This is a genomic window from Azospirillum doebereinerae (assembly GCF_003989665.1).
Classification (GTDB): Bacteria; Pseudomonadota; Alphaproteobacteria; order Azospirillales; family Azospirillaceae; genus Azospirillum; species Azospirillum doebereinerae.
In genome coordinates, this window is record NZ_RZIJ01000018.1 from 84,736 (window position 1) to 99,535 (window position 14,800).

The following is a 14,800-nucleotide window of genomic DNA, read 5'->3' on the forward strand; positions in this document are numbered from 1 at the left end:
GCTAGGCCGAAGGGCACGGCACTTGCCTTTTTGCCGCAGACGTCTATATTGCGCCGCAACAGTTTCCCCGACAGCGCCCACCGAAGACTTTCGGCGGGCCTTTTTGTTTGTTTGCGGTGTTGTGCCGCGTGTCGGGGGTGCCATTGCGAGACCAAGGCTCCATGAATCTCCGTAACGTCGCTATCATCGCCCACGTCGACCACGGCAAGACCACGCTCGTCGACCAGCTCCTGAAGCAAGCCGGTTCCTTCCGCGAGAACCAGCAGGTTGCGGAGCGCGCCATGGACTCCAACGATCTGGAGCGCGAGCGCGGCATCACCATCCTGGCCAAGTGCACGTCGGTCCTCTGGAACGACCTGCGCATCAACATCGTCGACACCCCCGGCCACGCCGATTTCGGCGGCGAGGTCGAGCGCATCCTGTCGATGGTGGACGGCGTGGTGCTGCTCTGCGACGCGGCCGAAGGCCCGCTGCCGCAGACCAAGTTCGTGCTCGGCAAGGCCCTCAAGCTCGGCCTGCGCCCGATCGTCGTCATCAACAAGGTGGACCGTCCCGACGGCCGTCCGCACGAGGTGCACGACGAGGTCTTCGACCTCTTCGCCTCGCTCGACGCATCGAACGAGCAGCTCGACTTCCCGACCCTGTTCGCCTCGGGCCGCAACGGCTGGGCGACCACGGACCTGGAGAACGGCGCCCGCGAGACGCTGACCCCCCTGTTCGAGCTGATCCGCGACCACGTCCCCGCCCCTAAGGTGGAAGAGGACGCGCCCTTCACGATGCTGGCGACCACGCTGGAAGCCAACCCGTATCTGGGCCGCATCCTGACCGGCCGCATCCAGACCGGCACCGTCAAGGTCAACATGGCCGTCAAGTCCATGAGCCGCGACGGCAAGCTGGTCGAGAACGCCCGCATCAGCAAGGTGCTGGCCTTCCGTGGCCTGGAGCGCGTTCCGGTGGAGGAGGCCCACGCCGGCGACATCGTCGCCCTGGCCGGCCTGACCAACACCACCGTCGCCGACACCATCTGCGCCCCGGAAGTCGCCGAGGCGATCCACGCCCAGCCGATCGACCCGCCCACCCTGGCGATGACCTTCTCGGTCAACGACAGCCCGCTGGCCGGTCGCGAGGGCGACAAGGTCACCAGCCGCATGATCCGCGACCGCCTGTTCCGCGAAGCGGAAGGCAACGTGGCGCTGCGCATCTCCGACACCGAGGGCGGCGACGCCTTCGAGGTCGCGGGCCGCGGCGAACTGCAGCTGGGCATCCTGATCGAGACGATGCGCCGCGAGGGCTACGAGCTGGCGATCAGCCGTCCGCGCGTGCTCTTCAAGACCGATCCGCTGAACGGCCAGCGCCTGGAGCCGATCGAGGAAGTCGTCGTCGACGTGGACGAGGAGTTCTCGGGCACCGTCGTGCAGAAGATGGCCGAGCGTAAGGCCGATCTGGTCGAGATGCGGCCTTCGGGCGGCGGCAAGACCCGCATCGTCTTCCACGCGCCGTCGCGCGGCCTGATCGGCTATCAGGGCGAGTTCCTGACCGACACGCGCGGCACCGGCATCATGAACCGCCTGTTCCACGGCTACGCCGCCTTCAAGGGGGCCATCGCCGCCCGCCGGACCGGCGTGCTGATCGCCAACAGCGACGGCACCGCCGTCGCCTACGCGCTGTGGAACCTGGAAGACCGTGGTCCGATGCTGATCGATCCGGGCGTTCCGGTCTATCAGGGCATGATCATCGGCGAGCACACCCGTGGCAACGACCTCGAGGTCAACGTCATCAAGGGCAAGCAGCTGACGAACATCCGCACCACCAGCAAGGACGAGGCGGTCCGCCTGACCCCGCCGATTCAGATGACGCTGGAGCGCGCGCTGTCCTACATCTCCGACGACGAACTGGTGGAAGTGACGCCGAAGTCGATCCGCCTGCGCAAGCGCTACCTCGACCCGAACGAGCGCAAGCGCCACTCGCGCGCGGCCGAGGCGAGCTGATCGTCTGAGGTTTTGAGTTGTTGAGCGAAAGCCCTTCTTCCTCACGGGAGAAGGGCTTTCGCGTGTCTGGCCGAAGGTCCAAGCCCCTTTCCCTCAAACCAATTGGGGGTTAGGTTTGCTTCCTGATTCGACGGGGCATCAGGGAAAGCCCCTCTCCCCTTGCGGGAGAGGGGTTGGGGTGAGGGGACGCAAACCTCTCTATCTTCGCCTTCGGCGAATACCCCTCATCCCAACCCTTCTCCCGCAAGGGGAGAAGGGCTCTTTCCGGGCGCAGAAGCCCTTCTCACGACGCGAGGATTCACCCACATGGCGATGGCGACCGACGCGAAGTCACCCGGCTCCCCGTCCTTCTCCCCCCGCCGCACCCTGTCGCGCATCGGCCCCACCGGCTTTCTCGCCTTTTTGCTGGCGATCCTGATCGCCGTCCCCATCCTCGCCGTCTTCGTGCAGTCCTTCGCCTCCACCGGCGATCTCTGGCGCCACATGGCGCAGACCGTGCTGTCCGACTACGTCGCCAACACGCTGATCCTGTTGGGCATCGTCGGTGCGGTCACGCTGGTCACCGGCACCGCCTGCGCCTGGACCGTGACGATGCACGACTTCCGGGGCCGCAAAACCCTGCAATGGCTGCTGCTGCTGCCGCTCGCCATGCCGGCTTACGTGATGGCCTACACCTACACCGACTTCCTGCAATTCGCCGGGCCGGTGCAGACCTGGCTGCGCTCGGTCACCGGCTGGCGCCACGGGCAGTACTGGTTCCCGGAGATCCGCAGCGCCTGGGGCGCCGGGCTGGTGCTGTCCTCGGTGCTCTACCCCTACGTCTACGTCCTGGCCCGCGCCGCCTTCCTGGAGCAGTCGGTCTGCGTGCTGGAGGCCAGCCGCACGTTGGGCTGCACCGCCTCCGGCGCCTTCCGCCGCGTCGCCCTGCCGCTGGCCCGCCCCGCCCTGGTCGCGGGGGTCGGCTACGCGCTGATGGAGACGCTGGCCGATTTCGGTGCCGTCAACTATTTCGGCATCAACACCTTCACGGTCGGCATCTACCGGACGTGGTTCGCGCTGCACAGCCCGACCGCCGCCGCCCAGTTGGCCGCCGTCCTGCTGCTGTTCGTGCTGGCCCTGGTCGTGCTGGAGCGGGTGTCGCGCGGCAAGATGCGCTTCCATCAGACCACCAGCCGCTACCGCGCCCTGCCCGCCCCGCGCCTGTCGCCGCACGGCACCGCCGTCGCCTGGGCGGTCTGCCTGACCCCGATCTTCTTCGGCTTCCTGCTGCCCGGCGGGGTGCTGATCCGCATGGTGATGCGCGGCGGCACCGAGCTGAGCCTGGAGCGCTTCCTCGATCTGGTGCGCAACACCATGATCCTCGGCGGCAGCGGCGCCTTGTTGGTGGTGGGGGTCGCGCTGCTGGTGATCCATGGCGTCCGCCACGACCGCACCAGGCTCGCCGCCAGCGCGGTGCGTCTCGCCTCGCTGGGCTACGCCACGCCGGGCACGGTGATCGCCGTCGGCATCCTGATCGCCGTCGGGTTGCTGCACGAGTGGGTCGGGCTGTCGGTCGGCATGATCCTGGGCAGCACCATCGTCGGCGTGCTGTACGGCTATCTGATCCGTTTCTTCGTCGTCGCCTACGGCCCGCTCGAATCAGGCTTCGCCAAGATCGGCCCCAATCTGGAGGGCGCGGCCCGCTCGCTCGGCCACAGCCCGTTCCAGGTGCTGCGTCGGGTGCACCTGCCGCTGCTGCGCCCCAGCCTGCTGAGCGCCGCCATGCTGGTCTTCGTGGACATCGGCAAGGAGCTGCCGGCAACCATGATCCTGCGCCCCTTCAATTTCGACACGTTGGCCATCGAGGCTTTCCGCATGGCGTCGACCGAGCGGCTGGACGACGCCGCCCTTCCGGCGTTGGTCATCGTGCTGGTCGGGCTGCTGCCGGTGGTCTATCTCAGCCGCACCATCGCCTCCTCGCGCCCCGGCCATGCCGGTTGAGATCATTCCGGTCGAAACTGGCCGGCAGCAATAAAGTTATACTCCGTTCTCGACGGACAGCCTTGCAACTGATAAACAGTCGCACCAGATGCAAGGCCGTTTCGCAGTCCGGGAGTAACGCATGCTCGCCCACAAGATCGCCGGCTTGACCGTGGCCTTCGGCGCCTTCGCCGCCGCTTCGGTCCAGGCCCAGGAAGTCAACGTCTACAACTCGCGCCACTACAACACCGACCGCGCGATCTATGAGACGTTCACGAAGGCGACCGGCATCAAGGTCAACATCATCGAGGGCAACCACGACGAGCTGATCCAGCGCATGAAGTCGGAAGGCGCCAGCAGCCCGGCCGACCTGTTCATCACGGTGGACGCCGGACGTCTCGCCGCCGCCGCGCAGGAAGGGCTGCTCGCCCCGGTCTCCTCCCCGGTGCTCGACGCGATCAAGGTTCCGGCGAACCTGAAGGACCCGAACAACGCCTGGTGGGGCCTGTCCAGCCGCGCGCGCATCGTCGTCTACGCCAAGGACCGCGTCGATCCCGCCAAGATCAAGACCTATGAGGATCTCGCCAAGCCCGAATGGAAGGGGCAGGTGCTGACCCGCAGCGGCACCCACTCCTACAGCCTCGCGCTGACCGCCTCGATGATCGACGCCGAGGGGGAGGCGAAGACGGAGGCCTGGGCCAAGGGCCTCGTCGCCAACTTTGCCCGCCCGCCGCAGGGCGGCGACACCGACCAGATCAAGGCGGTGGCCGTCGGCGAGGGCGATCTGGCGCTCGCAAACACCTATTACGTCGGCAAGCTGATCACCTCGGCCAAGCAGGAAGACCGCGCCGTCGCCGAGAAGATCGGCGTGATCTTCCCGAACCAGGACGGCCGGGGCACCCACGTCAACCTGTCGGGCGCTGGCGTGGTCAAGACCGCCCCGCACGCCGAGAACGCCCGCAAGCTGCTGGAACACCTGCTGAGCCCCGAGGCACAGCGCATGTTCGCCGACGGCAACATGGAGTACCCGGTCAACCCCTCGGTGCCGCCCCACCCCGAGCTGACCAAGCTGGGCAGCTTCAAGCAAGCCGACGTGAACGCGGCGGCCTTTGCCGAGCACACCCCGGCGGCGCTTCGCATCATGGACCGCGCCGGCTGGAAATGACCGTGTCCCGGCCCTGCGGCGCCCCTGCCGCGGGGCTGTTCCGTTTTCCGCTTTCGGAGCCTCGTCCCGTCCGATGACCGAATTCTCCGCCCCCACCGTCGTCCTGTCCGGCATCACGCACCATTACGGCCGCCACCGCGCGGCCGACAACGTGTCGCTCGGTGTCTCCCCGCGCGAAGTGGTCTGCATCGTCGGCCCCTCGGGCTGCGGCAAGTCCACATTGCTGCGGCTGATCAGCGGGCTGGAGACGGTGCAGGCCGGGACGATCACGGTGGGTGGGGTGACGCTGGCCACGCCGGAGCGCTCGCTGCCGCCGGAAAAGCGGCCGGTCGGCATGATGTTCCAGGATTTCGCGCTGTTCCCGCATCTGACGGTGGCCGGCAACATCGCCTTCGGCCAGACCGACCGCCCCCGCGCCGAGCGCAACCGACGCGTCGCCGAGCTGCTGGAGTTGATGGGGCTGGCGCGCTACGCCGACGCCTACCCGCACACGCTGTCGGGCGGCCAGCAGCAACGCGTGGCGCTGGCCCGCGCCATGGCCCGCGACCCGCAGGTGCTGCTGCTCGACGAGCCTTTCTCGGCGTTGGACGAGCAACTGCGCCGCTCGGTTCGCGAGGAGGTCGTCCGCCTGATCCGGGCGAGCGGCATCGCCACGCTGGTTGTCACCCACGACCCGGCCGAGGCGATGGAGATCGGCAACCGCGTGGTGGTGATGGAGGCCGGGCGCATCGTCCAGGCCGATACCCCGCTGGAACTCTACCGCAACCCGTCCAACAGCTTCGTCGCCCGCCTGTTCGGCGAGGTCAACCGCTTCGAAGCGACGGTCCGCGACGGGCATCTGACGACCCCGCTCGGGCGTTTCGCCACCCCCGCGCTGGAAAGCGGAACCCGTGTCGAGGTCGCCTGCCGGATCGAGGACATGGAATTGGCCCCCATCGGCCAACGCCCCGGCGCCATGCCGGTGCGGGTCCGGCATTCAAGCTTCCTCGGCGCCTCGACCCGCATCTGCCTCGGCCTACCCGGCGGAGGCGAGAACGCGGAGGTCCACGCCCGTCTGCCCGGCCATGTGGACGTCAAGCCCGGCGAGGAGCTGACCGCCGTGGTGGACGCGAAGCGGGTGATGCTGTTCCCGGCGGCTTGAACGATGGTTTGAAGAGTAGGCTCTGGTCAGTCCCCTCCGCATCCCTCCCCCGCCTTTGGCGGGAGAGGGGGTTGGATGCTTGTCGACGTTCGGCGGCAGTTCCCTCTCCCGCGTAGCGGGGAAGGGTTTGGGGAGGGGGAAAAACAGAAGCCTCGGCGATCAAACCTCGCCTCAGGGACCAGGAACCCCGGCGACACGGGACCCGCCCTCATTCACGTCCCCTTTGATCTCCGGCTTCTCGCCCATCTCGTCCCACTTGCGTTCGACCGGCTTGTCAGGGTTGCCCGACGCCTTGCCGGTTCCCTCGACGAGCTTGTCCTCGATCCTCTGCGCGGCGTCGGACGGAGCGTCCTGCTTGCGGTCGGCCATGGCGAATCCTCCTTCGGTTCGTTGACGAAGGAAACAACAGCGCCGCCCGCCTTCCCTCACGCATCCGGCTCGCGGAACGCGTCGGCCAGCCGGGCCATCAGCGCGTCGCGGTGCGCCGGCTCGTAGGGCGCGGCGTGGCCCGATCCCCAGACCGGCCCCGGCCAGGCCGGATCGCCGCGCGTCCGGCCGATGACGTGGACGTGCAACTGCGGCACCATGTTGCCCAGCGCCCCGACGTTCAGCTTGTCGGGCGCGAACAGACGCTCCACCACGCGGGAGGCGAGCGCGATCTCCTCCATAAGGGTCGCGCGGTCCTCGGCGGACAGGCGGTGGATCTCCACCGCGCCCTCGCGCAGCGGCACCAGGATCAGCCAGGGCCAGACCCGGTTGTCCATCAGCAGGACCCGGCTCAGCGCCAGATCGAGGACCGGAACCGTATCGGCCTGAAGCCGTTCGTGAAGCGACACCATGGATTGTCTCTTTCGCGTAGCGGGCAAAAACGGAATAAAGCGGATGTCTGTCTGTTCAAGCCGGCAGTGGCAGCCGAACCGTGAAGCCTGTATAGAGTGCAGCGTGGTCTTTAGCCCAACCGCCTCCGGCATCAAACGCCGAAACGGGCCGGTGGGACGAAGACGCGCGAGAGAGCATTCCGCGGACGTGGTTCGGTTGTGGGAAAACGGGTTCGGTCCGAGGCGATGGTCGGGGCGGCAAGGCTGCCCCTGCGCCATTTCCGGCGGGCCTTTTCGGTTTTCCAGGGTGGATGCGGCGGTTCGGCCGCCGCGTCCGGATGAAACTTGGTGTGGCGAGCGAGAACGATACCCATGCGCAAATCGGCGTTGGCGGTTCTGATCCTGGTGATTCTCGGCAATGTCGGGGTCTGGGCCTTGTGGAACCGCCCGGTCTCCGAACGCTCCTGGGCGGGCGCCATCGCGGGCGCCGGCTACACCCCGTTCCACCCGAACAAGAGCCCGTCCAAGGGCGACAAGGCCGTCGCCGAGGACATTGAGAAGGACATGGCGGCGCTGGACGGCGCCGTGCGCGGCGTGCGCACCTACTCCGCCACCGACGGGTCGGAGCTGGTGGCGCCCATCGCCAAGAAGCACGGCCTGTCGGTGACGGCCGGCGCCTGGGTCGCCGGCAAGCCGGAGATCGACGAACCGGAAATTGCCGGCCTGATCAAGCTGGCGCGCGCCAACAACAACGTGCGCCGCGTGCTGGTCGGCAACGAGGCGGTGCTGCGCGCCGACGTGACGGTCCCGCAGATCATCGACTACATCAAGCGGGTCAAGAAGAAGGTCAACGTCCCGGTCTCCACCGCCGAACCGTGGCACGTCTGGCTCAAGCACCCCGAATTGGTCGAGGCGGTGGACTTCATCGCCGTCCACCTGCTTCCCTACTGGGAAGGCGTCCCGGCCGAGCAGTCGGTCGACTACGCCATGGTCCGCTACAACGAGCTGAAGACCAAGTATCCCAACAAGCACATCCTGATCGGCGAGATCGGCTGGCCGGCCGACGGCCCGTGGCGCCGCGGCGCGGAGGCCAGCCAAGTCAACCAGGCGAAGTTCATCCGCAACTTCCTGAACGTCGCGGCGCAGAACAAGCTCGACTACTTCATCATGGAGGCCTTCGACCAGCCCTGGAAGCGGGAGATCGAGGGCACCGCCGGCACCAGCTGGGGCCTCTGGGACGCCTACCGCAACCCGAAGTTCCCGATGATCGGCGGGGTGCAGGAGGTCCGCAACTGGCAGGCCAAATGCGCCACCGCCGTCGCGCTGGGCTTCCTGCCGCTGGTGTTCTTCCTGTGGCGCCGGGGCGGCGACCTGAAGATCGGCGGGCAGATCTTCTACGGCGCGCTGATCCAGGCCGTCGCCTCCGTGCTGGTCTTCACGGTCAGCGCGGCGTCGGCCGCCGGCCTCGCCGTCACCACGGAGATCGCCTGGGCGCTGCTGATCTTCTGCCAGCTCGTGCTGTTCGCGGTCATGCTGATCGACGGCATGGAGCTGACAGAGGTCGTCTGGCAGGACAAGTTCAAGCGCAAGTTCATACCCAACGCGGCGGCCCCCCTGCCCGACGCGCCCAAGGTCTCGATCCACGTGCCCTGCTACAACGAGCCGCCGCACATGGTCATCCAGACGCTGGACGCGCTGGCCCGGATGGACTACCCGAACTTCGAGGTGCTGCTGCTCGACAACAACACCAAGGACCCGGCGGTGTGGCGCCCGGTCGAGGAGTACTGCAAGCAGCTCGGCCCGCGTTTCCGCTTCTTCCACCTGGACAACTGGCCGGGCTTCAAGGCCGGCGCGCTGAACTTCGGCCTCGCCCAGACCGCGCCCGACGCCGAGCACATCGCCGTCATCGACAGCGACTATCAGGTCCATCCCGACTGGCTGAAGGCGACCATCCCGCATTTCAGCCGGCCCGAGGTGGGATTCGTGCAGTCGCCGCAGGACTACCGCGAGTGGGAAGGCGACCTTTTCCAGCGCATGATCAACTGGGAATACGCCGGCTTCTTCCACATCGGCATGATCCAGCGCAACGAGCGCAACGCGATCATCCAGCACGGCACGATGACCATCATCCGCAAGTCGGCGCTGGAAGGCGTGGGGCGCTGGGGCGAATGGTGCATCACCGAGGACGCCGACCTCGGCCTGCGCCTCTTCGAGCACAAGTACGAAGCCGTCTACATGCCGGAGAGCTACGGCAAGGGCCTCGTCCCCGACAGCTTCTCGGCCTACAAGACCCAGCGTTTCCGTTGGGCCTACGGCGCCGTGCAGATCCTCAAGCACCATTGGCGGCAGCTCTCGCCGCGCGGAAAAGAACTGACCGCCGGGCAGAAGTACCATTTCATCACCGGCTGGCTGCCCTGGTTCGCCGACGCCGCCCACATGATCTTCGGCATCGCCGGCATCGTCTGGTCGGTCGGGCTGATGGCCTTCCCGAAGTATTTCGAGTTCCCGCCCAACGTCTTCATGATCCCGACGCTCAGCGTCTTCGCCTTCAAGGTCGGCGCCTCGCTCTGGCTCTACGAGGCGCGGGTGAAGTGCGGCTTCTGGGACAAGGTCGGCGCCGCCATTGCCGGCATGGCCCTGACCCACACGGTCGGCCGCGCCATGTGGCTGGGCATGTTCACCTCGGGCCGCCCCTTCGTCCGCACGCCCAAATGCGAAAACCAGCCGGCGCTGTGGCAGGCCTTCCTGATGGCCCGCGAGGAGCTGGTGCTGCTGGTGTCGCTGTGGGGCGCGGCGCTGGCCATCGTGCTGGTGTTCGGGCACGAGAACCGCGACGCCTTCATGTGGTCGGGCCTGCTGGTGGTGCAGTCGCTGCCCTATCTGGCAGCCTTCGTCACCGCGTTGATCAACGTGTTCCCGAACCTGAAGCTGGGCAAGCGCGACCCGGAGCCGGTCAAGGACGCGCTGGGGAGCGGGGCGGCCGACTGAGGCAAGTTGCGTGAAGGCGGGTCGGCGGTGACTACGGAGAGGCCGCGGCCCGTCTTGACGATAGCCTGAACTCTGCCAGACTTGTTTCCCTATGGGACGTGGTCCCCGATGGGAGACACACCATGAGCGGCAGCGGTTTCGGATCCTCGGAGTTCACCATCCGCTCGACGGGCGCCATCGAGCGGACCGGAAGCGCCACCGAGCGCCATCGCCAGGGAAATCCCCGCCAGGAGCGGCGCGACCGCAATCCGCCCAACCCGCAGCGGCGGCGCATCTACGATCTTCTGTTCGACGAGGTTGATCGGTTCGACGACCTTGACGAGCGGCAACGGGAAAAGCTGAAAGCAAACCTGCGCGGCCATCTCACCGCGCGGGTTCCGCTATCCCCCTCCGCGTTGCCGTCCGAGCCGGACGAGGGATCACTGCCCGGCCGCCTGCTGGACGATTCGTTCGCCAGCGTCCCTGTCGACGCCGACCACATCGTTGCGGCAGCGGCCGGTTCAGGACCGGTCACTCCGGAGGAGGAGGCCGACAACGCGCTGTTGGCGTCCCAACTGCGCGACTGTTTGGACCGGCACACCGACCGGGCGCGCAAGGTTGCGGTCTATCTGCATCTGCTGCTGAGCATCGACGGGGCGGAGCGACCGCACACGATCATGGATGTGTAAGCGTTTGCCCTCACCTCATTCCTCCCCCACTGGACGGGGGAGGAGGTAGGACCTTCGCAAAAATCCAGCGACAGTCCCCTCCCCTGCCCAGCGGGGGAGGGGTTAGGGTGGAGGCAAAACTTCCCCACTCTATCCCTTGCGCCGCCGCCCCTGCTTCTTCGGCGCGCCTTCCGGAATGCCGCGCCCCTGCCGGGCGCTGCTGATGCCGATGCTGCCCGGCGTCTCCAGCCCCAGATCCATCGCCTCCAACCGGCGCAGCTCGTCGCGCAGCCGGGCGGCCTCCTCGAACTCCAAATCGGCCGCCGCAGCCCGCATGCGCTTCTCGATGTCGGTGATGACGGCCTTGAGGTTGTGCCCGACCAGTTCCCCGGCGCCCGCCCCGGTCTTCACCGTCACATGGTCGCCGCGCTCGTAGACGCTCTCCATGATGTCGCCGATGGCCTTCTTGACCGATTCCGGCGTGATCCCGTGCTCCAGATTGTAGGCCTGCTGCTTCTCGCGACGCCGCGCCGTCTCGTCGATAGCGTATTTCATGCTGTCGGTGATCTTGTCGGCGTAGAGCAACGCCCGCCCCTCGACGTTGCGCGCCGCGCGGCCGATGGTCTGGATCAGCGAGGTCTTGGAACGCAGGTAACCCTCCTTGTCCGCGTCCAAGATCGCCACCAACGCGCATTCCGGGATGTCCAGCCCCTCGCGCAGCAGGTTGATGCCGACCAGCACGTCGTAGGCGCCCAGCCGCAGGTCGCGGATGATCTCAATGCGCTCCAGCGTCTCGACGTCGGAGTGGATGTAGCGGACCCGCAGCCCCGCCTCGTGCATGTATTCGGTCAGCGCCTCGGCCATCTTCTTGGTCAGGGTGGTGACCAGGATGCGATAGCCCTTGGCGACGACCTCCTTGCACTCGCCGATCAAATCGTCGACCTGGGTCTCGGTCGGGCGGACGATCACCGGCGGATCGATCAGGCCGGTCGGGCGGACCAGCTGTTCGGTGAAGACGCCGCCGGTGCGCTCCATCTCCCACGGGCCGGGGGTGGCGGAGACGAAGACCGTCTGCGGCCGCATGCCCTCCCACTCCTCGAACTTCAGCGGGCGGTTGTCCTTGCAACTCGGCAGCCGGAACCCGTAATCGGACAGGATCGTCTTGCGCGCCAAGTCGCCCCGGTACATGCCGCCGATCTGCGGCACCATGACGTGGCTCTCGTCGACGATCAGCAGGGCGTCCTTGGGCAGATACTCGAACAGCGTCGGCGGCGGCTCGCCGGGCGCCCGGCCGGTCAGGTAGCGCGAATAGTTCTCGATCCCGGCGCAGGCGCCGGTGGCCGCCATCATCTCCAGGTCGAAGGTCACGCGCTGTTCCAGCCTCTGGGCCTCCAGCAGCTTGCCCTCGGCGTTGAACTCCTCCAGCCGGATCTTCAGGTCCTTCTTGATCTGGCCCAGCGCTTGGTTGAGCGTCGGCTTGGGGATGACGTGGTGGCTGTTGGGGTAGACGCGCACGGCCTCCAGCGAGGCCAGCTTCTCGCCGGTCAGCGGATCGACCTCGTGGATCGCCTCGATCTCGTCGCCGAACAGGGAGATGCGCCACGCGCGGTCCTCCATGTGGGCGGGGAAGAGTTCCACCGTGTCGCCGCGCACCCGGAACAGACCGCGCCCGAAAGAGGCGTCGTTGCGCTTGTATTGCAGCTCGGTCAGCTTGCGCAGCAGTTCGGGCTGGGAGATCACCTCGCCCTTGCGCAGGTCGACGGTCATCTCCGAATAGGTCTCGACCGAACCGATGCCGTAGATGCAGGACACCGACGCCACGATGATGACGTCGTCGCGCTCCAGCAGGGACCGGGTCGCCGCGTGGCGCATCCGGTCGATCTGCTCGTTGATCGAGGATTCCTTCTCGATGTAGGTGTCGGTCCGCGCGACGTAGGCTTCCGGCTGGTAATAGTCGTAGTAGGAGACGAAGTACTCCACCGCGTTGTTCGGGAAGAAGGACTTCATCTCGCCGTAGAGCTGCGCCGCCAGCGTCTTGTTGGGCGCCAGCACCAGCGTCGGCCGCTGCACCGTCTGTATGACATGGGCGATGGTGAAGGTCTTGCCCGAGCCGGTGACGCCCAGCAGGACCTGATCCTTCTCACCGTTTCCCAAGCCCCCGGTCAGTTCGGCGATGGCCGTCGGCTGGTCGCCCGCCGGAATGTAGTCCGACACGATTTCGAAGCGTTTTCCGGATTCCAGCTTCGCAAGCGGCTTGGCGGGAAGGACGGACAGGACGGGGCTGGCCATGGGGCGGATCGGTCCGGAGCGGTGGGTACGGAACAGGAACCGATTATATGGCGGCGACGGGGTCCCATGTCGAGCGCTGGCTTCGCCGCTACGCCCCCTGCCCCGCCGCCTTCGGGTTGGCGATGACGAGCCGCGCCCGGACGATGGCCTCCAGCGCATCCATCAGCACGTCCTGCCCGTCGTGATCGAAGTCGCCGGCGGCGATCTCGATGCACAAGCGGTGCTGCAGGGCGGAAACCCGCGTGTCCAACTCCTCGCCGGCCAGCGCGTCGTCGGCGTCCTCGCCGTAGAGCGGGGCCAGCGCCACCACCATCGCGTGGCCGGAGGCGTCGAATCCGCGCAGTTCCCGCCCGGCGATGTCCAGCGCGTTGGCGACCATCAGCGCCGCGTAGCGGGCCTCGGGCGCCACATGGGGCAGGACCGCGCCGCGCAGGGTCGTCAGCGCGATGTCGAGCAGGGCGTAGGCGTCAGGGCCGGTCCGCATCAGGCCACCTGTTCCACGGGGGGATCCTCGGCGGGGGGCGTGGCGAGGGCGGCTTCCGCTCGGGCGGTCGCGGCCAGGGCGGCCTGGGCGCGCAGATGGCGCAGCAAATCCATCTCGATCTCCGGCAGCATGCGCCCGGTCAGCGCCAGTTCCAGCGACGGTTCGGCGCCCGTGCTGTGGCGCTCGCCCTGCTGCAGGGCGATGGCGGCCCAGCGCAGATAGGCGGCGGTTTCCCAATAGGCGACGCGCTTGGGATCGACGCGGCGGCCGGAGGTCTCCTCATAGCCGGCGTAGAGATCGGCGCGGTCGGCGATGCCGCCGGCCTCGCGGTTGACCCGGCGGAACCGCCAGGACCGGGCGCAGAACCAGCCCAGATCCTCCATGGGGTCGCCGAAGCCGGCGAACTCCCAATCGAGGATGGCGGTCAGCCGCCCATCCTTGACCAGATAGTTGCCGGTGCGGAAATCGCGGTGGCACAGCACCAGGGGGCCGGGAGGCGGCGCGTTGACCTCCAGCCAGCGCAGTCCCCAGGCCAGCACCGGATCGCGCCGCGCCAGATCGCCGATCCAGGCGCGCAGATGGCCGAGCAGTTCCTGCGCCGGGCAGAGCGGCGGCTCGGGCAGCCGCTCCAGCCCCGGCGCGTCGGGCGTGACCCGGTGCAGCAGGCCGAGCTGGCGGCCAAGCTCGCGCGCCAGATCGGGCTGCGGGGCATCGCCCTTGACCACGGCGAAGCCCGCCCCGACGCCCTCGGCGCGGCGCATGATGAAGAAATCCGGTCCCAGCACGCCGGGGTCGTCGCAATCGAACAGCGGCTCCGGCGCCGCCACCCCCGCCGTGAAGGCGGCGGACAGCACGGCGAACTCCCGCCGCTTGCCGATGCTGGCGGCGATGCGGCCGGCGGATTCGGCGCGCAGCACGCAAGCGTGGCGTCCGGCGCGGGAACCGCCATGGATGTCCAGCGTCAGCGCGTGGTTGACCGAGATCGCGCCGCCGCCGAGCCGTCCGTCGTCGGTCACCGTGACGCGGGAGGCACCGGCCCGCTCGGTCAGCCAGCCTTCCAGGCGGCTGCGGCTCTCGTCGTTCAGAACGGCGCCCATCGGCGCCCGGGGAGACAGAGACGGGTTCGCGGCATGCACGGCAGCCCCCTGTTGTCACGCTTCTCGGCCAGGATGGTAGGCACGAAGCGCGAAGCCCGACAAGTTTCACCTTGGTGAGAGAAGGGGGATCGCTGCAACCCTCCCCCTTTTCGCCATTCTGCAGGCAGAAAAAATCCCCCGCCCTTGCGGACGGGGGATCGGAAGCGGATGCTTTTCGACAGCGA

11 protein-coding genes are annotated in these 14,800 nt (G+C 67.6%); 6 read left to right on the top strand and 5 right to left on the bottom strand.

What is annotated here, in order from left to right; translation table 11 throughout:
- Positions 1-161 precede the first annotated feature (161 nt).
- The 4 genes from typA (at position 162) to EJ913_RS20995 (ending at position 6,253) form a co-directional block, all read left to right on the top strand.
- Positions 162-1,988 carry a translational GTPase TypA gene (gene typA / locus EJ913_RS20980; RefSeq protein ID WP_127001509.1) on the top strand — a complete coding sequence of 609 codons (1,827 nt, stop codon included), beginning with the start codon at positions 162-164 and terminating at the stop codon, positions 1,986-1,988.
- 306 nt (positions 1,989-2,294) lie between these two features.
- Positions 2,295-3,968, top strand: a complete 1,674-nt coding sequence (locus EJ913_RS20985; RefSeq protein WP_127001511.1) for an ABC transporter permease — start codon at positions 2,295-2,297, stop codon at positions 3,966-3,968.
- Positions 3,969-4,089: 121 nt separating this feature from the next.
- Positions 4,090-5,112, top strand: coding sequence for a Fe(3+) ABC transporter substrate-binding protein (locus EJ913_RS20990; RefSeq protein WP_127001513.1), 1,023 nt, complete (start codon positions 4,090-4,092; stop codon positions 5,110-5,112).
- A gap of 73 nt (positions 5,113-5,185) precedes the next feature.
- Positions 5,186-6,253, top strand: a complete 1,068-nt coding sequence (locus EJ913_RS20995) for an ABC transporter ATP-binding protein (protein ID WP_127001515.1) — start codon at positions 5,186-5,188, stop codon at positions 6,251-6,253.
- A gap of 171 nt (positions 6,254-6,424) precedes the next feature.
- Here EJ913_RS20995 and EJ913_RS21000 read toward each other — a convergent pair whose 3' ends face one another.
- Complete coding sequence (locus EJ913_RS21000; protein ID WP_127001517.1) at positions 6,425-6,622, bottom strand: hypothetical protein; 198 nt, start codon at positions 6,620-6,622, stop codon at positions 6,425-6,427.
- Between the two features lie 56 nt (positions 6,623-6,678).
- Positions 6,679-7,092, bottom strand: coding sequence for an HIT domain-containing protein (locus EJ913_RS21005; protein ID WP_127001519.1), 414 nt, complete (start codon positions 7,090-7,092; stop codon positions 6,679-6,681).
- A 351-nt stretch (positions 7,093-7,443) separates the two neighbouring features.
- On the opposite strand from EJ913_RS21005, the gene EJ913_RS21010 reads away from it, so the two are divergent.
- Together EJ913_RS21010 and EJ913_RS21015 are read left to right on the top strand one after the other, a co-directional pair.
- Positions 7,444-10,059 (top strand): glycosyltransferase, encoded by a 2,616-nt coding sequence (locus tag EJ913_RS21010; protein WP_127001521.1) that lies wholly within the window; start codon positions 7,444-7,446, stop codon positions 10,057-10,059.
- 122 nt (positions 10,060-10,181) lie between these two features.
- Entirely contained in the window at positions 10,182-10,727 is a 546-nt protein-coding gene (locus EJ913_RS21015; protein ID WP_127001523.1) for a hypothetical protein, read from the top strand.
- Positions 10,728-10,856: 129 nt separating this feature from the next.
- On the opposite strand, the gene uvrB is transcribed toward EJ913_RS21015, so the two are convergent.
- The 3 genes from uvrB to EJ913_RS21030 all read right to left on the bottom strand — a co-directional run bounded on the left by uvrB (position 10,857) and on the right by EJ913_RS21030 (position 14,576).
- Positions 10,857-12,995 (bottom strand): excinuclease ABC subunit UvrB, encoded by a 2,139-nt coding sequence (gene uvrB / locus EJ913_RS21020; RefSeq protein ID WP_127001525.1) that lies wholly within the window; start codon positions 12,993-12,995, stop codon positions 10,857-10,859.
- An 88-nt stretch (positions 12,996-13,083) separates the two neighbouring features.
- Positions 13,084-13,479: a DUF6285 domain-containing protein gene (locus EJ913_RS21025; RefSeq protein WP_127001527.1), complete on the bottom strand. Its 396-nt coding sequence runs from the start codon at positions 13,477-13,479 to the stop codon at positions 13,084-13,086.
- Complete coding sequence (locus tag EJ913_RS21030; protein WP_127001529.1) at positions 13,479-14,576, bottom strand: phosphotransferase family protein; 1,098 nt, start codon at positions 14,574-14,576, stop codon at positions 13,479-13,481. The genes EJ913_RS21025 and EJ913_RS21030 overlap by 1 nt, the downstream gene beginning before the upstream one ends.
- Positions 14,577-14,800: the final 224 nt, after the last annotated feature.